The sequence below is a fragment of the Sporosarcina newyorkensis genome (assembly GCF_900167515.1).
Classification (GTDB): domain Bacteria; phylum Bacillota; class Bacilli; order Bacillales_A; family Planococcaceae; genus Sporosarcina; species Sporosarcina newyorkensis.
Genome location: NZ_FUYJ01000003.1, coordinates 449,974 through 471,395 on the forward strand (window position 1 = coordinate 449,974; position 21,422 = coordinate 471,395).

At 38.7% G+C, this 21,422-nt stretch carries 15 protein-coding genes; 10 read left to right on the plus strand and 5 right to left on the minus strand.

What is annotated here, in order from left to right:
* The first annotated feature begins 142 nt into the window (after positions 1-142).
* On the plus strand, positions 143-1,579 hold the full coding sequence (locus B5D59_RS08820; RefSeq protein ID WP_078817657.1) for an S-layer homology domain-containing protein: 1,437 nt from the start codon (positions 143-145) through the stop codon (positions 1,577-1,579).
* Positions 1,580-1,943: 364 nt separating this feature from the next.
* On the opposite strand, the gene B5D59_RS08825 is transcribed toward B5D59_RS08820, so the two are convergent.
* Both B5D59_RS08825 and B5D59_RS08830 read right to left on the minus strand, forming a co-directional pair.
* Complete coding sequence (locus B5D59_RS08825; RefSeq protein ID WP_078817658.1) at positions 1,944-2,252, minus strand: monooxygenase; 309 nt, start codon at positions 2,250-2,252, stop codon at positions 1,944-1,946.
* 16 nt (positions 2,253-2,268) lie between these two features.
* Positions 2,269-3,192, minus strand: coding sequence for a DsbA family protein (locus B5D59_RS08830; RefSeq protein WP_245799490.1), 924 nt, complete (start codon positions 3,190-3,192; stop codon positions 2,269-2,271).
* A gap of 599 nt (positions 3,193-3,791) precedes the next feature.
* Here B5D59_RS08830 and B5D59_RS08835 point away from each other — a divergent pair.
* From B5D59_RS08835 to B5D59_RS08855, 5 genes are all read left to right on the plus strand, one after another.
* Positions 3,792-4,373 carry a TetR/AcrR family transcriptional regulator gene (locus B5D59_RS08835; protein WP_078817659.1) on the plus strand — a complete coding sequence of 194 codons (582 nt, stop codon included), beginning with the start codon at positions 3,792-3,794 and terminating at the stop codon, positions 4,371-4,373.
* Positions 4,374-4,638: 265 nt separating this feature from the next.
* Positions 4,639-5,109, plus strand: a complete 471-nt coding sequence (gene yiaA, locus B5D59_RS08840; RefSeq protein WP_078817660.1) for an inner membrane protein YiaA — start codon at positions 4,639-4,641, stop codon at positions 5,107-5,109.
* A 539-nt stretch (positions 5,110-5,648) separates the two neighbouring features.
* The gene (locus tag B5D59_RS08845) at positions 5,649-6,554 is read left to right on the plus strand and encodes a LysR family transcriptional regulator (protein ID WP_078817702.1); all 906 of its coding nucleotides are present in this window, start codon (positions 5,649-5,651) and stop codon (positions 6,552-6,554) included.
* 148 nt (positions 6,555-6,702) lie between these two features.
* A complete protein-coding gene (locus B5D59_RS08850; protein ID WP_078817661.1) occupies positions 6,703-7,290 on the plus strand; it encodes a LysE family transporter in 588 nt (195 codons plus the stop codon).
* A 276-nt stretch (positions 7,291-7,566) separates the two neighbouring features.
* On the plus strand, positions 7,567-9,003 hold the full coding sequence (locus B5D59_RS08855) for a flavin monoamine oxidase family protein (RefSeq protein WP_245799493.1): 1,437 nt from the start codon (positions 7,567-7,569) through the stop codon (positions 9,001-9,003).
* A gap of 306 nt (positions 9,004-9,309) precedes the next feature.
* Here the strand turns inward: B5D59_RS08855 and B5D59_RS08860 are convergent, their stop codons facing one another.
* The gene (locus tag B5D59_RS08860; RefSeq protein ID WP_078817662.1) at positions 9,310-10,371 is read right to left on the minus strand and encodes a flavin-containing monooxygenase; all 1,062 of its coding nucleotides are present in this window, start codon (positions 10,369-10,371) and stop codon (positions 9,310-9,312) included.
* 216 nt (positions 10,372-10,587) lie between these two features.
* Between B5D59_RS08860 and B5D59_RS08865 the strand changes: the two genes are divergently transcribed.
* Entirely contained in the window at positions 10,588-12,738 is a 2,151-nt protein-coding gene (locus B5D59_RS08865) for a type IA DNA topoisomerase (RefSeq protein WP_078817663.1), read from the plus strand.
* A gap of 96 nt (positions 12,739-12,834) precedes the next feature.
* Here the strand turns inward: B5D59_RS08865 and B5D59_RS08870 are convergent, their stop codons facing one another.
* A complete protein-coding gene (locus B5D59_RS08870; protein ID WP_078817664.1) occupies positions 12,835-13,437 on the minus strand; it encodes a class I SAM-dependent methyltransferase in 603 nt (200 codons plus the stop codon).
* Between the two features lie 245 nt (positions 13,438-13,682).
* Here B5D59_RS08870 and B5D59_RS08875 point away from each other — a divergent pair, with 245 nt between their 5' ends.
* The 3 genes from B5D59_RS08875 to B5D59_RS08885 all read left to right on the plus strand — a co-directional run bounded on the left by B5D59_RS08875 (position 13,683) and on the right by B5D59_RS08885 (position 18,338).
* On the plus strand, positions 13,683-15,149 hold the full coding sequence (locus tag B5D59_RS08875; RefSeq protein ID WP_078817665.1) for an MDR family MFS transporter: 1,467 nt from the start codon (positions 13,683-13,685) through the stop codon (positions 15,147-15,149).
* A gap of 307 nt (positions 15,150-15,456) precedes the next feature.
* A complete protein-coding gene (locus tag B5D59_RS08880) occupies positions 15,457-16,719 on the plus strand; it encodes a DUF5068 domain-containing protein (RefSeq protein ID WP_078817666.1) in 1,263 nt (420 codons plus the stop codon).
* Between the two features lie 485 nt (positions 16,720-17,204).
* A complete protein-coding gene (locus B5D59_RS08885; RefSeq protein ID WP_078817667.1) occupies positions 17,205-18,338 on the plus strand; it encodes a response regulator in 1,134 nt (377 codons plus the stop codon).
* 29 nt (positions 18,339-18,367) lie between these two features.
* Here B5D59_RS08885 and B5D59_RS08890 read toward each other — a convergent pair whose 3' ends face one another.
* Positions 18,368-21,412 carry an ATP-binding protein gene (locus B5D59_RS08890; protein WP_078817668.1) on the minus strand — a complete coding sequence of 1,015 codons (3,045 nt, stop codon included), beginning with the start codon at positions 21,410-21,412 and terminating at the stop codon, positions 18,368-18,370.
* Between the last annotated feature and the right edge of the window lie 10 nt (positions 21,413-21,422).

Below are 21,422 nucleotides of genomic sequence, written 5' to 3' on the forward strand. Positions count from 1 at the left end.
CGTAGTAGGGGTGTGTTTCTCACACAAAAACTTATTTTAGAGGACATTAATATATTTTGAAACCTTCTATGATTATCTACGTCTGTAGGTTGCTCACCTATCAGCAAAGATTCATAAATAAATATAGAAAGGAAGAAACCAAATGAAGAAAAGATTTATCACCATATTCGGTGCATTGTTGCTTGCATGTAGCTTGCCATTATCCGGCAACGCAGCAAGCAAACAATTATTTGAAGACGTACCGCCAACAAAGCACTTTGCAGAAGCAGTCAATGATCTGGCGGAACGCAATATAATCGGAGGCTATCCGGATGGCACATTCAAGCCGGGCAATTCTATTACGAGAGGACAGGCGGCCGCAATCATTGCGAAGATGATCAAATTGGATACGAAAAATGTCAAAAATCCTGAATTTAAGGATGTTTCAACGGTGAATGGCTATTACAAGGCGATTGCCGCAATGGCGCAAGAAGGTATTATTGGTGGTTATCCGGACGGGCGTTACGGACCGAATGATCCGATCAAGCGAGGACAGATGGCTTCAATTTTGGTCAAGGCGTTTGACTTGCCACGTCAGTCCGGAGAGAATCCTTTCAAAGATATCGGTTGGAATGGCAATTCGTCGCATTACAAGAATATTCTAATCATCTACCACCTCGGCATTACGACGGGAACGGCTTCCAATACATTTAGTCCAAATCTCTCCATCACGAGAGGACAAGCAGCCAAAATGATGAAAGCGACGGAAGAGGCGAAACCGACGAATATGGTGACGCTCGGAGCGGATGATTTTGGCTGGAATCGTTTCTTTACGACAGAAACAGAAGTGAACCCAGGGCTATTCGATATAATTTACGTAGAAGGGAAGAAAGGTTACCGAGACGATAAAATTCAATTGATTCCGAAAAAAGAAGGTTCAGGCACATTCATCGTATCGGACAAGCATTTCTTTGAAGCAGAGAATTACAAAAAATATTATGTACATGTAAAAAAAGAGAATGGCGAGTTGAAATTGACGATGAAGGAGACGAACGATTTTCTGCCGACCGCAGTAAAGCTTGAAATTCCCGAAAAGCAAGATGTCCAAATTATTTCACTTTCGACGATGGACGGAAAGAAACTGACTGATGATGTAACGTTTAAATCGTGTGATTATGTAAATATCTGCTTTGATATCGACAAGCCCGGCCAGTATATTGCCACTGTGCATTTCGCTGACGGCAAAGAAACACGTTACGGAATTGAAGCGAAATTGAAGAAAACACATTTTTATTATGAAGTGAATTCGTTAAGAGAAGAACTTTCTGCAAGGTATGAGCAAGGGACGGCATATGATATAGGGAAGCACAATATTGTTACGAAAGGCTATGAGCAAATTGTAGAAATCAAAAGAGATACCAGCACTAACTTGTTCACTGCACATCTGATTGGTAAGAAGGAAGGTATGATTGTGGTTGAATATGAGAAGCCTATACGTACAGAGTTTTACCATCAATCAGGCTTTCAGGTAGATGTTAAGAGAATCGGTTCTATATGGAATGTTTCGATCTGGTCGGATGGGTACATTACGGATATGTAATGGAGTAAAGAGTCGGTAAGCAAGTCCAACAGATATTAAATTAAAGAGAATCCTCATCAAAGGAATGGACGGTTAATTTTTTTGGTACAAATGATAGCTACCGGCCAAATACAATATTCACAGCTTTATTCCCACAAACATTATATGGTTTATATTTATTTGTAATGGACCTCTGAACTACTTTACGTGATCATTCGATTCAATTTTTTGTAACAATACAACCCCCTACTTTTTCGTAGCACGTAATAAAATCGACTGCCTAAAAGGAAGTCGATTTTATTATGACGGTTCTACCTACATATACGTTTCACTGAGGGTTTCATTTGTCTAATAAGCATCTTCCGAAATTTTTATATAAAGATTTCTAGTTATTTATCGGCCCTTTAGTAACCTCAGTCAATTTCGAATTGACAGCAAATATTTTTGCGTTGATGTCCGTAACTCCAAAGCCAGTTAATCGTTTGGAATGCATATCTAAATACTTTTCAGCAGTTTCTCTTGTTTCAGACATGTAAATTCCACCGGCTTCTTTCATCTCCGGATTCTCCGTCCAGATTTTCCACATGACCCCGTCTTCTTCATTGATGCTTTTGGCTAAATCGGTAAGGGCCTCCGCCATTTCATCCCCGAATGGGCCATTCATTTTAAAATTCACTTGTAAAACGTATGCCATAATTACTCTCCTTTGTTTATTTAGTAGTTGTAAAATAGGATTCGCCTAGAATTTCCTTTGCTTGATATTGATCAGGCGAAAGTTCTTTTTCAATAAAAGAGTGAACGTCTGGTCGTTCAACATCGTACATCGCTTCAATTTCTTTAGAAAGCAGAAGTTTTTCCTTCCCAAGCAAACTAGAAAGAGGTGACTGTTTTTTAGGTTCCAGTTCTTCCGTATTTAGTACTTGTTTCAATCCGTTAACATAGGATTCAAACGGACGACCACCTACAATTTTTACACCTTTATTTTCCTCATTGACCATGATAATTGTAGGAAAACCTCTGGCACCCAGGCTTCTAGTCAGACCAAAATCTTCGTTTAATAACTTTTGTCCGATTGGTTGTTCAGCTTCATTAACAATAGCTTCCCCATCTAGACCAAGTTTATTTACAATTTCAATCAACACGGAAATATCTGAAATATTTTGGTTGAATAAGAAAAGGGCTTCTCTCGTACGTCGCAAATATTCATATGCTAACTTATCATCATGGTATTTTTGGATCATCTTGAATACACGAGAAGGCGGGTAAGAGGACTGGACTGGATTATCAATCATTAAAGTACCGTCAATTGGCATCCTTGAGTGTTCTCCAACTTCTCTCCAGTGCCCTGCAACATCGGCAGGCTTATATATACCGTTTGCAGGATCGATCGGCCCGTCATGCCATCTCTCCAGCAAACCGCCCATAACCGTGTGAAAGTTAAAATAATCCCCGTATTGCTCTACAAAACGACGAAGCTCAGGTTCAATGGCCCAACAATGAGAACAAATGGGGTCCGTGACGTAATAGAAATTAACCGATTTTTTTACTTGATTGAAATCAGTCACTTCTATTTCTTCTTCCCCAGTCACTCCACATACACCTGTTTCTAAATCACAAATCATATTATTTTTCAATTCGTTTTCCTCCCTTTTGAATAATTGAGAAAAGGCAACAAAATCTTTGACCTTGCGTGAACCATTCATTGTATTTACTTTCTAATCTTTTTCTATGCAGCCAACCAAGTTAGAACTTCATTTAACATTATTTAAACCGTTTCTTCATGAAATAGTGCTAGATTAAAGGGGATCATTTCCTCAAAAGCCAGTGAAAAGATTTAGTTCCGGTTGAGTGCTTACTGTTGCAACTTTTGATACAGTTAGAATTAACCGCAAGTTGCTAGCTGCTATCACCCCAAGAGTATAACCATGAATTACAATTTTGACGTTCCTATTGTTCCGTTCAACATATAACTAATTGATAGTATCCGTAATCGCTCTGTTATATTTATTCTGCATCTACCGTGCTCCAAAGTGACAATGCCAATTGCATTCATCCCCCCTAATATGGTTTATTTGAATATCTTATATTTCTTTATTCTTCAAGGGCACGATATAATATTTTTCTTACATTTAAATTCTAAGCCCTAATGATCTAAATCAACACCAATAATTCATTGGATTTGTCGTTTATACAACACATTTAATAAATTGTCTAAAAAGTAGGAGGGATAACAATGACCGGATCGAAGACGGATCCACGAGTTCTACGCACACGCAAATTAATCATGGATTCCTTCATTGAACTTTCAAGTGAGAAGGAATTTAAGGATATTACCGTTAAGGATATTACAGCCGAGGCTATGATTAACCGTGCCACGTTCTATTATCATTTTGAAGATATATATGACTTATTGGATAAGGCATTATCGGAAGTATTGTTAATTAACCTCGATTGTAATCACTACCAAAACATTGAACTAAATGAAGAAATGCTAGTTAATATTTTCAAGGCGGTCACAAATTTTCAAATGTCATTATCCAATCGGTGCCATCGCGGATACGAAGATACCATTGCCCGTATTATTAGAGAACAACTTGAAATCATTTTTTATAAAGTATTGTTAAAACAAGGTCTAACCGGAGATATGCAGGCCCTAAAGATTACTGCTGTCATGTTAAGCTGGGGGCTTTATGGGGCTTCTGTAGAATGGAGAAGAAATAGTGTGGGGGTAAAGCCGGAAGAGTTTATTAAACCCGCCATTCCTTATATAATTTCTAGAATTGATGTTGGATCTACTAACGAAACAAAAGAATGAACACAATTTGAAATTAATCGCAAAGGCAATAATAGCTGTTATTGCAATGATTATCGTTTACACTAATATCGCCTGAACCCTATGTATTCAATTTGCAAAATAAAATATGCGCGATATCAAGTCATCAAGCAGTTGATACTTTCAGCCTTCATTAACCCTTGTGACGTTGACCGCATAATTTAAAGAAGAGATGGAATATTACAAAAAAAGTTGCCGATTTATATTCGTTTGGATATGATTGTCTAAAGAGAAGGGGGAACATTCAATGACTACGGATAATGAAAATTTATTTGATAAGGAAAAAAGTATTGATCCGAAAAGGAAAGTAGAAAGAAAAGACGGGGAACCCACTTCAGCTTTCAAAGGAGCTTCTTTAGCAGCACTACTAATAGGAGTATCAGCTTACCTCTTAGGTTTGTATAATGCTGTTATGGAACTGAACGAAAAAGGATATTATTTTGCAATTTTAATATTTGGACTCTATTCATCTGTATCTTTACAGAAAGCAGTAAGAGATAAAGAAGAAGGTATACCAGTTACGAATATTTATTATGGTATTAGCTGGTTTGCACTTATTATAGCTATTTTATTAATGGCCATCGGTTTATACAATGCAGGAAGTATTGTTTTAAGCGAAAAAGGGTTTTATGGTATGGCTTTTGTTCTTAGTATATTTGCTGCGATAACAGTTCAGAAGAACGTTAGAGATTCACAGAAAGCAAGAGAAATAGACTGAGTCACTTACCGTTAATTTGATGATTTCGACTGATTAAACAATACTATTTCACCCTCATTCTAAATCTAGAATGGGGGTATGCTTGTTAAAAAGGCACTAATCACCCATATAATTTAGACACTATTCCACTAACCATTAATACCCGATTCACTTTCATTTCCCCTCCCCCACCCAATATACTTTCTCGAAAAATCGCAATGGAAAAACAGTGGTATTTCATTCATGGTTCCTACATAATAAGAACTAATGTATCTTTTTATTGAAAGATGTGCCGTTATGACACCTGTCATCTTATTATGTGAATGACAAGGATCAAAGCTACAGTATAACTTCCAAGACATTATGAAAAGCCTTGTTTAGTAAGGATCGAAGGCTATATTTACGTTAGACTTTTCAAACGGAATAGAAGAGAATAAAAAGATGCTTGCTAATAATGAGTCACGAATTATTTCCTTAGGCGGGCAATGGATATGTATAAGAAGAACACCCGAACGTTTGATTATGAATTTATTCGGGTCTTTAAAAAGGTGGCGTTCAGTCTGACTTTACAACAATTAAAGTATGCAGTGGAGGTAGCAAGTAAGGGATCTATGAATGAGGCAGCAAAAAGTTTATTCATCTCCCAACCGAGTTTATCGAATGCAATTAAGGAATTAGAGAAAGAAATAAAAATCACCATATTCATTAGAACGAATAGAGGGGTTACGATTTCTAATGAAGGAGCCAAGTTTCTTGGTTATGCTAGGCAGGTATTACAGCAGTATAGCATGCTTGAAGAAAAATATATGGGCGAGAAACCAGCCAAGCAACATTTTTGTATTTCAACACAGCATTATACTTTTTCAGCGAATGCTTTTGTGGAACTTGTAAAGGAGTTTGGGGCTTCTGAATATGAGTTTACACTTCGTGAAACGAAGACATATGAAATAATTGAAGATGTAAAGAATTTACGAAGTGAGTTAGGGATTATCTATTTAAGTAATTACAATGAATCCGTAATATTAAAATTGTTAAGAGAAAGAAATATAACTTTTTCTGAACTATTTACTACAAAACCCCATGTATTTATTAGTGAAAATCATCCATTATCCGACAAAGAATCTATTGATTTGGATGAATTAGATGATTATCCATGCCTTTCTTTTGAACAAGGAGAACATAATTCATTTTACTTTTCGGAAGAAATTTTAAGTACACGAAGTGTAAAGAAAAGCATCAAAGTAAGCGACAGAGCAGCTATCGTTAATTTCATGATCGGTCTTAATGGTTATACCATTTCTTCTGGAGTTTTCCCTAAATTTCTTCATGGTAATGAAATTATTGCAGTTCCTCTTAATGTAGATGAGGTCATACGGGTTGGAACAATAAAGCATAGAGATGTCACACTAACGAAGCTTGGTGAAATATATTTGGATGCATTACAAAAGATTGCGCAGGATTTATAACTGAAAGTGAAGTTAACTCTCAGCTTGGTATAGTTATTATCTATATCAAGCTATATATTTTTGGTATTATATTATATCGAAACTTTTCATTATACTATATTCAATTAAAGAAATAAGTTGAATAATGGAAAGTAGAGTGAATTAAGATATGGGAGTTCAAGCATTATCTTCATTTGTTATTTACGTTCTAATAAATGCCTTCACGCCAGGACCTGGTAATATCCTAGCATTAAATACGATGACTAACTATGGATGGAAAAGGGGAAAACCTTTATTCATCGGCATCTTTATCGGTTATCTTTTTGTACAAACAATATGCGCAGTATTTATCTTTGGATTAGAGAACTTAATAAACCCGATAATGTTTGTCCTTAAATATGCAGGTGCTATTTATATTTTATGGCTAGCATACCAAATTTCCATTAGTAAGCCTGACAATAAAACTGCTGGGAAAAAACCTTCATTTTTGACTGGTTTTGTTTTGCAAATTTTTAATGTGAAAATATTCTTATTTGGTATAACTTCTCTAACAGGATATGTTGTTCCATATTACTCGTCATTTGGGTGGCTTTTATTTTTTGTTTTAATCATTGCTACAATAGGTACAATTGCTACCTTGACTTGGATACTTTTTGGAGCATTATTCCAAAAGACATATTTCAAATACTTCCGAGTAATAAATATTATATTGGCGTTATTACTATTGCAATGTGCAGTTGGACTTTTATTGCAGTGAAGTACAGGAAAACATCTAGCTAGCATACCTCCGCCAATCTTTACATATTTATTATACAGCTCCTATCAACCAAACACTCCGAGCTATTAAATGTATTTCAAATTATAGTACAAAGTGTGTTCAGTCTATATCGACAAAGAGATGTGTTCACCGAAGTTTTATTTAAATAAAATGGCAGTGTCCCATCGCAGAGCATTGTATGTAAAACTTTGGATGAGAAGGAGGAATGTCTTGCAAACATACAATTACGTATTCCCGCAAATACCTTCCCAGCAAATGATTTCAATTATTAAAGAGGGACTAAAGAAAACACAAAACCCTAAGAAAATCATTTTGATCGGTGCAGGGATGGCTGGTTTGGTTGCAGCTTCTTTACTTAAAGAAGCTGGACATCGTGTCACAATCCTTGAAGCTTCTGATCGGGTTGGCGGACGTATCTACACAATACAATCAGATTTTACAGATGAATTGTATTTTGAAGCAGGTGCCATGAGAATTCCCAACACCCACCTCCTGACATTAGAATATATAAAAAAGTTTAATCTCCCGCTTAATCCATTTATCAACAGCACTCCTGATGATATCCTATTTGTAAAAAACATTAAAAGCCGATTAAAGGTTTACGAACAATATCCTGCAATTTTCGGCTTTCCAGTTGCGCCACATGAAAGAGGGAAAACGGCTGTCGAATTAATCCAATTCGCAATAAAACCGGTCATTGATTTAATAAATCAAAACCCACAGTTGTATTGGCCGTGGATCATCCAGGAATTCGATAAATATTCAATGGATGCGTACTTAAGGCATAATCCATTTGGAACTAGATTGACTTCAGGCGCAATCGAAATGATAAAAGTAACTCTTTCATTAGAAGGATTCCCAGAACTCTCTTTTCTTGAACTACTGCGTGAATTCATGGTTCTGTTTACCCCGAATATTAAATTTTTCGAGATTACCGGTGGAAATGATCAACTTCCAAAAGCATTCGTTCCACAATTAAAAGACGACATCATGTTCGGATTAAAAGTAACCAAAATCACTCAATCCAACAATCAAGTTACAATTGATGCTACTCATACAAAAATCTCAAGGCCATTTCAAATAACCGGTGACCTGGCCATCGTGACCATTCCTTTTTCGGTTCTACAATTTGTTGAGATTGAACCAAGGAACTCTTTTTCAGAAAACAAATGGAAAGCCATACGCGAACTGCATTACGTAGGCTCAACAAAAAGCGGGATTCAATTCAAAAATAGGTTTTGGGAAAAAGAAGGGATATTTGGAGGTCAAACGGTTACGGATCTCCCCATTGCTTACACGCAATATCCGAGCACAAGACTTGGCACTTCTGGATCTGGCATCATATTAGCCAGCTATACCTGGGGGGATGATGCTCTCGTTTGGGATAGTTTGAACTCCCAAGATCGTTTGGAATATACACTGAAAAATTTAGCTGCAATTCATGGTGAACGGGTCTATCATGAGTTTGTAACAGGTGCAAGTTTTAGTTGGACACGAAATCCGTATTCTGGCGGTGCCTTTACGATGTTTAAACCCGAACAAATAAAAGAGTTATCTCCCTATATCTCATCTCCGGAAGGAAGGGTCCACTTTGCCGGTGAACATGCCTCTACTCAACATGGTTGGATACAAGGGGCAATTGAATCGGGAATACGGGTAGCTAAGGAAGTCAATGAATTGACGACATTGTAGAAAGCCCAGATAAATCAGTATCCTCGTGACTGAGTGTTGATACACTCGGTCTCTTAATCTATTATTATTTCACTGCAGATATGGAAAATGTAAAGCCAACACTCTGAATTATTATCTGACTTGTGTCTACTTTCTCTTCCGTATTAATCCAAATTAGAAAACCTCACCAATCTATGCGATAATAAAAGAACAAATGTTTCCATTATATTTTTAAAGAGATGCCGTTATGGAGCCTGTCATCTTATTATGTCAGATTTTTAATTCTGTACTTTAAATTTTCTTGGTTTTATTGAATTCTGCATCGTTTTAGAGTGTATTCTCTTTCACAAATTCTGCAATATGAGAAACTAAGTACTTTGCATCTTGGCTAACCCCACAGATCAACGCTGATCCGCGTTGATGTTGCCAAGGTAATCCTATGAAATATAGACCTCTTATCGGACTTATACCTCTTTTATGGACAGGTTTTCTATTTTCTGAGATAGCACCATCTATTTGAATCCAATCATAAAATGGAATAAACCCGGTTGACCATATGATATTTTCGAAGTTTTGGACACTATGATCTTCAAACGAGACTTCATTGCCTTCCACTTTGACTACCCTAGGCTTGACGCAGGCTCGTCCTTCTTTCATCAAAGCCTTTAATTCACTTCCAAAGATAGGGTCATGTTGTTTGCTGAACCACTTTCCTCTTTTGGTATTGATACCAGCATGCAATAACCCTATTAGATCCAGCCAATAAAATATACTTTTCCCTAAAAAGTGAAGAGGTAAAAATTTAAATGGACGGCTTACAGCCAAAGTTACAGGATTCTCATGGGCTAACTCAACCGCAATTTGTGCTCCCGAATTACCACCACCAACAACCAGTACTGAGCCTTTCAATAGTTGCTTAGGCGAACGATAAAGAGAAGAATGAATTTGGAATGGTCCTCCCGTCTTATTAACTGCAACTTGCGGAACAAAAGGTTTCTGGAATGCACCTGAGGCAATTACAACTTGTTTAGCTTCTAAAATTCCTCGACTCGTTTCTATATAAAACACTCCACGCTCTTTTTTTATAGTTGTAACTTTCGTATTAAGATGCACTGGCAAATCGTAACGACTGACGTATTGCTCTAGGTAATCTGCAATTTCGTCTTTTGTTGGAAATCCTTCCGGTGGGCCGTCCATTTGCATTTCTGGTAAGGAGCTATATTTTCTTGTAGTAAATAAAACTAATGAATCGTACCTTTGTCTCCATGTGTCTCCAATTCTTTCTTTAGAATCTATCAATAAGAAGGAAAGCCCTTCTTGCTTCAAATAATAACCCATAGCAATCCCCGCTTGTCCTGCCCCAACTATAATTACATCATAACGCTCCATTTATTCCACCCCTAATTTTATTTTCCAAGCCCCTTTCATTCAAACGATCATTTGAACTAAGTTTATTATATATTATTTTAGCAATCAATTAGTTATGATTATTTCTTTAAATATTAATTTCAGCTTCTAGCCAAATATTAGATGACCTGACTCATTTATGCGATAATACAACTATAAGAACTAACGTTTCATCTCATACGTGAAAGAGGTGTTTCTATGAAACCAGTCATTTTAGCCGAAAAACCATCCCAGGCAAAAGCCTATGCAGAAGCCTTTAATGTAAAAAATCGACAAAAAACACATATCGAACTAGCGCAAAGTCAGCTTTTTCCGCAAGGCGCAATCATCACATGGGGCATCGGGCACCTCGTCGAATTAAAAGAACCAAAAGCGTACGACAATCGCTGGAATCGCTGGACGCTTGGGAGTTTGCCGATACTACCGGAACGTTATGAATTTCAAATTGCGAAGGGAAAGTATGAACAATTTCAAGCGGTGAAGAGATTGATGCGCGCGACCGACGTCGTCATTAATGCTTGTGATGTGGACCGTGAAGGATCCAACATCTTTTATTCCATTTACAACATGACTGGCGCACGCAATCAAACGATTAAGCGACTTTGGATCAATTCCTTGGAAGTAGATGAAGTACGAAAAGGTTTTGCGAACTTGCGGGACAATCGGCAAGATTTGCTGCTCTATGAAGAGGCTAAAGCACGACAGATCAGTGACTGGCTTGTCGGTATGAACGGTTCTCGGTTGTACACACTTTTATTAAAGGCAAAAGGTATTCAAGAAGTCTTTCCGATCGGCCGCGTTCAGTCCCCGACGGTATACTTAATCTATCAGCGACAACAGGAAATCGAAACGTTTGTATCAGAACCCTTCTTTGAAGTGGAAGCACTTTTCACGTCTGAACATGGCAAGTATAAAGGCAAGGCAAAGGTAAAAGAACCAATGCGCGAAATTGTGCAAGAACTGTTAGCGAAACATCAAATTCAGCTAGATACTCCTGGTGTTGTCACGTCTGTTATAAATACAGACAAACGGATGCCGCCGCCACAGCTTCATTCATTGTCTACTTTGCAGGCGACGGCTAATCGACGTTGGAAGACAAGCCCTGCCAATGTACTGAAAACGATGCAGACACTGTATGAAAAGAAACTTGTCTCCTATCCGCGTACCGATACACGGCATATTACACCGAATGAATTTGCCTATTTGCGCGACCAAGTCAATGCATATCAACAGCTCATTCACCATCCATTCACGGCGTCTCTGACACCTAAAAAACGCTATGTGGACAGCTCAAAGGTTCAGGAACATTACGCCATCATCCCGACAAAAAAGATTCCTACTGAAGCGGCTCTTGCTAAATTATCGGGAATTGAGCGTAATCTCTATGAAGAAGTGGTTCGCACGACGCTCGCTATGTTTCATATGGATTATTTGTATACCGAAACGAAAGTAACGACGAATGTTAACGGATTGCCATTTTTCACAGTCGGGAAAACAGAACGTGACCTTGGCTGGAAGGCACTTTTCGGCACCTCAAAGGAAGAGAAAAAGGAAGAGAAAGCTTTACCGCCGCTTCAACTTAACGAACCGGTTACCAGTGAGATTGCTATTAAGGAAGGCAAAACACAGCCACCAAAACCTTACACAGAGGGCCAGTTAATTGCCATGATGAAAACATGCGGAAAATTAATTGAGGATAAAGAGGAAACGGAAATTTTGAAGGAAGTAGAAGGACTCGGTACGGAAGCGACCCGAAGTAACATCATCGAAACGATCAAGAAACATGGCTATATCAGCGTTTCGAAGAACGTAGTATCGATAACCGATAAAGGACGCGTACTCTGCCAAGCAATTGAAGGAAACTTACTTGCCAGTCCTTCCATGACAGCGAAATGGGAAAGTTATTTGCGTAAAATTGGGACGGGTGAAGGATCGGCACAACATTTCTTAGATACAATCGCCAAGTTCATTCAAAAGCTGTTGAATGAAGTCCCGGAACAACTGGAAGACCAAACGGTCACGGTGACACTGCCGGCTTGCACTAAAAAATCGAGATCTTCTTACACGCCGCAAGAGATCGCCCCTTGTCCAACATGCAAACAAGGAACGATCGTAGCTCGCAAAAGCTTCTATGGCTGCAGTAATTATAAAAATGGTTGTAAGCAAACATTCCCCGGTTTATTTCTCAAGAAAAAACTGACCCCAAGTCAAGTGAAACTGCTATGTACGAAAGGGAAAACCAATGTGATCAAAGGTTTTACCGCTCAAAATGGTAGCACATTTAATGCAGCGCTCGCATTAATAGATGGGAAGTTGAGTTTGGATTTTAACATAAGGCAGGAAAAATAACAGATTCATCCCCCACTTATATAAGTGGGGGATATCAATTGAATTCAGATAGAATGAAATGACTTACACATAGTATATTTCTTGGATGTAATTCTTTTACTCCAGCGGTTTTTGACCAACAAATTGAATAACATGGGATAGTCCATTGTGAAGCTCTCCTTCGTGGCGCGAAACCTCTCCCATGAAAAAGTGAACAATGTGCCATTCCTCGAAGAGTTCCAAAAATTCTTCGGGTTTATATAAAAAATTGATATCTTGTGGTCCGCCACTTTTATAAGGGAGCTGATATTTTGAATAAACCTCCGTCAGAAAATAACCGCCTGGCTTTATGGCTTCTTTTACACTTTGAAGAGTTTTTTGCCTAAGCTCTGTCGGAAAATGACCAAAAACGCACACGATTTCATCCCATTTGTCTTTCTCCCAGCTTGCTTCGTTTAAATCAACCAGCTCTGTCGAGATCTTGACATCCCGTTCTTCTGCAAGTTTCCTGGTTTTTATAAGACCCGATTCGGCATAATCCCATGTAGTGACGTTCATTCCCTGCTCTGCTAAGTAAACAGCATTGCGCCCTTCTCCTTCTGCTATGGTCAGTGCATCACCTGAAACTTCTATTTTCTTTTGAAATTCCTTCAAAAAAACATTTGGTTCCTTGCCGTAAACGTAATTCTCGGATTGAAAACGTGTATTCCAATGGTTCATTATTCGCTCTCTCCTTCCATATTTTCACTCAAGTACTCATTTGAAAAGTAGTAATCCCAACGTACCATAGAAAAAGGGTCTTTTCATGTATAATGCAAGCAGACATTCATTAGAATATCCTTGAAAAAACACTTGAGTTGGAACAAACGGTTCTGCTATATACGTATAATGATCCGTAAAACTTGCACTCACCGGGTAGTCGATTATAATTATAATGCTTTAGTAATAATGAAAGAGGTTGTGTAATGGAAAACAAACAATATGAGTACTTAGCGGATAATCCAAATGTGAAAGTATTGCCGCTCATGTTATCGCTAATTATTGGCGCTTTTTTTGCTATTTTGAACGAAACGTTATTGAATATTGCGCTCATTACACTAATGGATGAGTTTTCGATTAAGTTGGCAACAGTGCAATGGATGGCGACAGGCTTCCTGCTCGTCATGGCGATTGTCATCCCGATTTCTGCCCTGCTCTTGCAGTGGTTCACAACGCGTCAATTGTTTCTGGGAACAATGACAGTATTTACAATCGGCACGATCATCTGTGCAAGTGCCCCTAACTTCCCTGTACTATTAACAGGACGATTGATTCAAGCGGTCGGTACAGGACTATTAATGCCCATCATTTTCAATGTATTTTTATTGATTTACCCACCAGAACGCCGGGGAAAAATAATGGGGCTCATCGGACTTGTCATTATGTTTGCGCCTGCAATTGGACCTACATTATCAGGCGTGATTGTTGAATATTTAGGCTGGCGTTATTTGTTCATCATTGTCATTCCATTTGCATTATTTTCAATTGCCTTTGCGTATAGATATTTAATCAATGTCTCTGAAGTAACCAAGCCAAAAATTGATTTTACTTCGTTAATCCTTTCAACTATCGGATTTGGTTCAATAGTATATGGATTTAGTTCCGTTGGAGAGAGTGCGAATGGATTTCAAACTCCAAGTGTTTGGCTATTCATCGGGATTGGAGTCATCGGAATCTTCCTTTTTGCGTGGAGGCAATTAAAGCTAAAAGAGCCGATAATGGACTTGCGAGTATTTCGTTACCCAATGTTTACACATGCCGTGTTCATGTTTTTAATTATCATCATGGCTATGTTCGCGTCAGAAATTATTTTGCCAATTTATATGCAGGGTCCTCTTGCGCTTACAGCTGCGACGGCTGGATTGGTGCTTTTGCCAGGTAGTATTTTAAATGGGATTATGTCTCCATTCATGGGCTCTCTATTCGATAAATTTGGTCCTCGTGTGCTGATGATTCCAGCGACACTGGTATTGAGCGGTACGATGTTCATGATGAGCCAATTGACAGTAGATACCCCAGTATGGATAGTCGTCGTTGGCTATATCTTGATCATGCTATCGGTTTCCGCCATTATGATGCCTGCCGAAACGAATGGACTGAATCAATTGCCGAAGCGGCTTTATCCACACGGTACAGCTGTCATGTCGACACTACAGCCGGTTGCAGGAGCGATTGGCGTATCCGTCTTCATTAGTATAATGAATGCTCGCCAATTACATGTGTTGCAGCAGTCTGAAACACCGAAAGATCCTGCAACAATGAATCTTGCACTCGTAGCGGGCGTGGAATTGGTCTACTTTATTGCGTTTGCGATGTCGATCGTAGCACTGATTTTATCGTTTATTGTGTATCGCGCGACGCCAAGAGAGGATCAAGAGATTTCAAAACCATGACTACTTTGGTTATTTAGAGATTTGAAAGGATTTAAATAACCCAAAAGGAGTTTGAATATGTACAAGATACTTCTTATAATAACTGATTGATTTTCAATGATAGATACCGTTTATACTATCTCCTCCCTCTTTTCGCCTGTTCACTAGGTGAAGAGAGTTTTTTTATTGTCGCTTTTTTAGGACTACCTGTATTAATTACCTTTATATGAAACCTTAAGGACTATTTCTAAAAATGCTTCTTTTTACCAATATATAACCTGCTACAATAATATGGTAGATGACTCGTAAATGAAGGGGGCCCAATAATATGAATATGAAACGAAGTGTGATCGGCAGCATCTTGGCGGCAGTTCTCATCCTCGGTGCTTGTGGAAAAGCGCAAGAAAAGGAAGATGAAGTATCCGCTACTGAACTACCTGAAAATGAAACTGAAGTAAAAGGCAATCAAAATAATGATAGCGAAACAGCTGAAACAGAAAAAAACAAAGAATCTGATGAACGCGGTGACAGCGAATCCGCAGAAAACATAAATCCGTATCTGGAAGAAGAGACGGGCGGCGACGTAGAAATCGTTTACACGAATACCGATCCCAATCTGAAACACGCATATTCGGAAAAAGTGTCACTCGCCATTGAAGAGTACCAAATTGCCCATGTCACGAACATGAATGAATCGGCCAAGCATAATTTTGATGATGAAGACGAAGGATATGTTATTACATATAAACTAGGATTCGAAAACAATTTGGATGAAGATGTATTTTACAATGCAAGTACGATGATGCTTTCCGATGATGGTACTGAAAACTTATATATGCGAAGCAGCCTTGTGGATCGGGATGATTGGCTAAAAGGTAATGAAGATAATACCGTTCGTCAATACGCTCCTGGAAAATATACTGGAATGCAAGCGTACACCATGACAAAGGATCAGTATGAGCGCTTGGTAGCCCCAACGTTCACTGTTGATATTCCCTTGCTGGAAGATGATTTTGACAAGCGAATCGGCAAGGAAGCCATTTTTAAAATTCCATTCAACGAAGATGGAGCAGAAAAAGCATCGAAAAGTTCTGATCTTTACGCCGATAAAATGGTAACGGACACCATTGCAGATAAAGACTTGTTCTTCGCAAAGGAAGATATGAATGAAACACAGAAAATTGATAAAGTTACCATTACACTTGACGGCATACAATTTGCCAATATTAAGCCGACAACAGCTCATGCTGAGCGATTCCGCAATTTCGGCGATGGCCCGCTCGTTGCATTAACGGCAAAGTTCCAAGTGAAGAACGATAGCGGAGAAGCCATCACGAAATCATTGATTCAAAAACGGTTAATTTTAGACCAAAACCGAGGTACCATGTTATCAGAAGGTATGCTAGAACCTACTCTCTATGGTGACTTGCAGCCTGGTGAAAAGGAAGAAATTTTGGCCGTCTTCCTTTTCCGTAAAGACGAGTTCGATTTATTGAAGGAACTGAAGATTCAATTCGGTCCGTTATCTGACAGCAATGCCAAAAGGTTATTTAAAGAAAAGTCGGTCACATTCGACTTGCCTATGAAGTAATAAAAAAGCGATGTCCGATAGGTTTTGACCTATTGGATGTCGCTTTTTATTTCTTCTAATCGTCTTAAACTAGTTTAATGGTCGACCAGTTTTCTTCCATACTACGAGCTTCGATATACTGGGTTCACGGCTCTTTTAAATTCCTCTTGTAAACTTCATTCACGAACAGAACATCTTTCCATCTGTACATTGATAATTTTTTTGATGAGCACTGTAGATGACAGATACATTTCCTCTACATACACTAGTAGAAGATCGTCACTTTGCTGTTTCATCACAGTTTCATAAGTACCACTACCGCATAGCATGCAATTTATTTTGAACTGCTACAAATCCCTTTTCTCAAAAGATTACTCATTATTAAATATTACTGGCGCTATTTATTAGTAAATGAAATTTTCAAGCTTTCTTTTTCAACTCTGTAAATTTTACAAGAAATAGAATACAATGGATACATTGGTTATGTCCTAAAAGGGGGAGTAAGGATGATTCGGGCAATCCTAGTCGATGACGAACCATTAGCATTGCAGTTGTTTTCGCACAAGCTTCGTACTTTCGAAGATCTTGAGGTCATTAAAACATTCGCTAACCCGCTTCTTTTACTGGAAGGTCTGCAACAGCTCTCATTTAACGTTGCATTTTTAGACATTGAAATGCCAGGAATCAATGGAATTGATTTAGCTGAGCATATTTTATCTGTTCATCCATCTGTTTGCATCGTTTTCGTTTCTGCTTATAGAGATTATGCGATAGAGGCGTTTGAGTTGAATTCGATTGACTATATTTTAAAGCCTTTAACGGACGAAAGATTGCAAAAAACCATTTTGCGTTTACGACAGCATCTTCTGGCTACACCCGCTCAGCAGCCAGGTCTGGTTCCGTATGAAGAGTTGAAAATCCAATGTTTCGCTGAGTTTACAGTGTATTCTAATGGCCAGCCGGTGAAGTGGAAAACGGCTAAAGTAAAAGAGTTATTTGCTTTCTTTATCACACATCATCGTACATTTATCAACCGAGATGTTTTGATCGATATTCTCTGGCCGGATACGGAATATGACAAGGCTAAAATTCAATTGCATACTGCCCTTTCTCATCTGCGAAAAACACTTGCAACTATTGGACATCCAAAAGTCATCACTTTTGCCAATCAAAGTTATTGTTTGGACCTCTCAAATTTTCAGTGTGATGCAATCAATATCGAACATTTGCTCATTAAGCATTCTGAAATAACCCCCGATAATGTTCAGCTTTTTGAAGAAGCTATAAATCAGTACAAAGGCGATTATATGGAGCAGGAAGGCTACGAATGGTCGCATATTCATTCCATGAACATGCGTCAGTCGTTGTATCAGCTAATTGAACGCACTATTGATTACTATGACTTAATCGGAGAGGCAAAGAACAAACTATTCCATCTCACACGATTATTTCAGCTAGATCCATACTCAGAGCAAGTCTTGCAAAAGCTTCTAGAACACTATATACAGAGCGGGAATCGAACAGAAGCTATAAAAGTCTATCATGATTTTAAAGCACGTGTTATGGAGGAGCTGGGCATTTCGCCCAACCACTCCACAGATGCTTTGTATAAACAAGTTCTTTTTAGTGATCAATTGTAGAATGGGAGGAAACCGGCAGGAATTTCTCCCTATTTTTGTTTAGGCGTGGAAAATTGGACAATAGTGCCAACTTGCGGAGTACTCTCGATGGTCAAGCCCTGATTGCCCAACTGACGCAACCGTTTATTCGTATTTGGTAGACCGACCCCTTGTCTTTTATTACTAGAATCCTCGAAGATAGCCTCTATCTCCTCTTCCTTCATTCCAAGTCCGTTGTCAGAAATGGCAATATCCACGAAATCACCATTTTCCATAACTTCAATATGAACGGTACCGCCTTCCGGACGTTTCAATACGCCATGTTCTATTGCGTTTTCAACCAAGGTTTGAATCGACAACGGCGGAACTTGCGCCCCATATACTGAGTCGATATTCATTTCAACATTCAAACGTTCGCCAAAACGTTGCTGTTCAATGAAAATATAAGATTCAACGAGTGCTAATTCTTTTTCTAACGGAACTGTCTGCTCTAAATTTTGCGCCGTGAAACTCCCCTGTAAATAGTTTCCGAATTCTTCTAGTAGCTTGATCATTTTCTCTGGGTCAATTTCACTTAATGCACTTATCGTATTGAGTGTATTGAAAAGGAAATGCGGCTGGATTTGTGCTTGTAGCCAGGCCGCTTCCATTTGTACTCGTTCGGCTATTGTATTGTTCAACGTGGTAAGTGCTCGTACACGCGTCATCAGTTCCAGTTTTTCAACCGGTTTCCTGACGTAGTCATTTGCGCCAGCTTCAAATCCCATCTGAATGTCGATCAGCTGTGTTCGGGCGGTTAATAATAAAATAGGTAGTTCTGCTACTGAAAACCTTTCTCGTATACTACGCGTCAACTCGTAGCCCGACATATACGGCATCATGACATCCGATATGATGAGATCCCAATTGCCAGCATCCAACTGCCACAAAGCCTCTTTACCAGTCGTACAAGCAACGACCTCATATCCTTCCGCCACGAGCATTCGCTTGATAATCGTTAAGTTCATCGGATCATCGTCCACAACTAGTATTCGTTCGGCTGTGCTGTACAATGTTCTGTCCAAAAAGTCAGCATAGCCAGACGACTCCGCTTCAGCCAGTTCAATCAGCGGTATACTTTCGCCATCATCTTGTACAGCAGCAATAGGTAATGTAAAGGTGAAGGTAGAACCTCTTCCTTCTTCAGATTCTACTTGTATAGTCCCTCCATGCAACTCAATAAGTTGACGGCAAATGCTCAATCCAAGTCCAATTCCTCCACCACCTGTGAACATAATGCCTCGTTCGTCCTGTGTGTAAGGTGAAAATATCGTGTTTGCGATTTCTTGGTCTATACCAATACCCTCATCCTTGACATGAATCACTGCCATCTCTTGATATACTTCCGCCGAAATCCTGATACGGCCGTGATCAGTAAATTTCATTGCATTGTGTACTAAATTAAAAAGAACTTGAAATAAGCGATTTTCATCTGCTCTCACCAGTGGAAAGTTATCAGTAATTGTATGTTCTAATGTAATTGATTTTCCTTCCTTCATAAACTTCAACGTATCAAAGACATTGGTTATAACAGGCGCCAAACGAATTGCCTGCTGATCTAGACGAATTTTTTCTCCTTGCAACTGTTCTCTATCTAACAAATCATTCAAGATCATGGACATCCGACGACCCACCGACATAAGAGTTTCCAGATTCCGTTTCATGTCTTTTGTCATTGTGCCCTTGCCACTATCGTAAATTGTCTGTGAAATATTCAATATTCCATGGAGGGGGTTCCGCAGCTCATGAGAGGTGTTTGCCAAAAAGTTGTCTTTTTGCTGGATCTCTTTCTGCAAAGACATCGTCAATCTTTGGCTTTTTTTGGTTTCCATGAAAAATCTTTTAAACCCAAACAAACCAAATAGCAAAATGCCAATTAGCATATCAAACGGATAATACGGTAGATCAGGGGCAATTCGACTTTTATAGGAACCCCATATAAGACTAGATAATATGCTGACTACTGCGAGTATAAAGTATAAAAAATCATCTTTCTTAGGCAGTGTTGAACGATAAATTAGAACAGGTAGCGGTAGCGGAATCAGCATGATAAATGTGTAAACTATATACATATATATTTCTACAGGCAACAATGTAATAATAACAAAAAGAATATATAAAGTATTCACAAAACGAAAGTAATAGGTTGCCCACTTACCAAATGGTTTGCCTTCTGCCTTCACTAACGACTTGATGAAAAGTACTGAAAAGTAGGCACTGCTTGTGTATGCAAGATAAATAATTTTTTTCCACCAATCAAATGGGATGTGCGGGAAAAAATAAAGCAGCAACTTGTCATCATCTATAGTAATCGATAGACCCATTGATAAAAGAGCCAGAGCTAAGAATAACATTTCTTTCTTTCTGGAAAATAAAAGATAGGTCAGTAAAGAATAGATACTGTGCAGCAAAACTATAGCCGCTATAACGATTTGCCAAACATAGTCCTGAAACACAGACTGCTCCGTTGCTGACCATTCCCCCAGCCCCATTGGCTGGATTATGCCTCCTTTACGCATTGAGTGAAAGTTCGAGACATGAATAAGAATTTCTAATTCTTCTACGTGACCATTAAGCTGCAGTGTGCGCGGACGGTAATCCGGTACTTCCTCCTGCTTATTTATGGCGGTTCTTCCAAGAGTCGCTTCTTCTTTACCGTTTATAAAAAAACGGGAAGCCGACACGAGATCTTTTGTATAAAGTCGATAAGTGTCAGCTTCCTCTGCATCTAATTGAATCATTAAGCGATAGGTTCCATAGCCAAATGGGTCGTTATTATCTGAGAGGTGATTCTTCCAGTTACCTGGCACTTCAATTTCTATTGGTTGATTTTCCGGATGTTCGCCCGGCTCAAGAAACTCCTCTTTGTAAAACTCCCATTCCCCGTTCAATGGAAGCATTCCTTCAGAAAGAGCTGGAGTCCCTCTCAAATCCAATACTCCATTTTTTGCCTTCGGTGTATTTTCGCTATAATTCGACTCGATCCACACCAATCGGAAAGAAGTGAGAATCAGCAAGAGTGTTATAATGAATAAAAGTAATTTTTTTGGTTTCATAAAGAGTTAT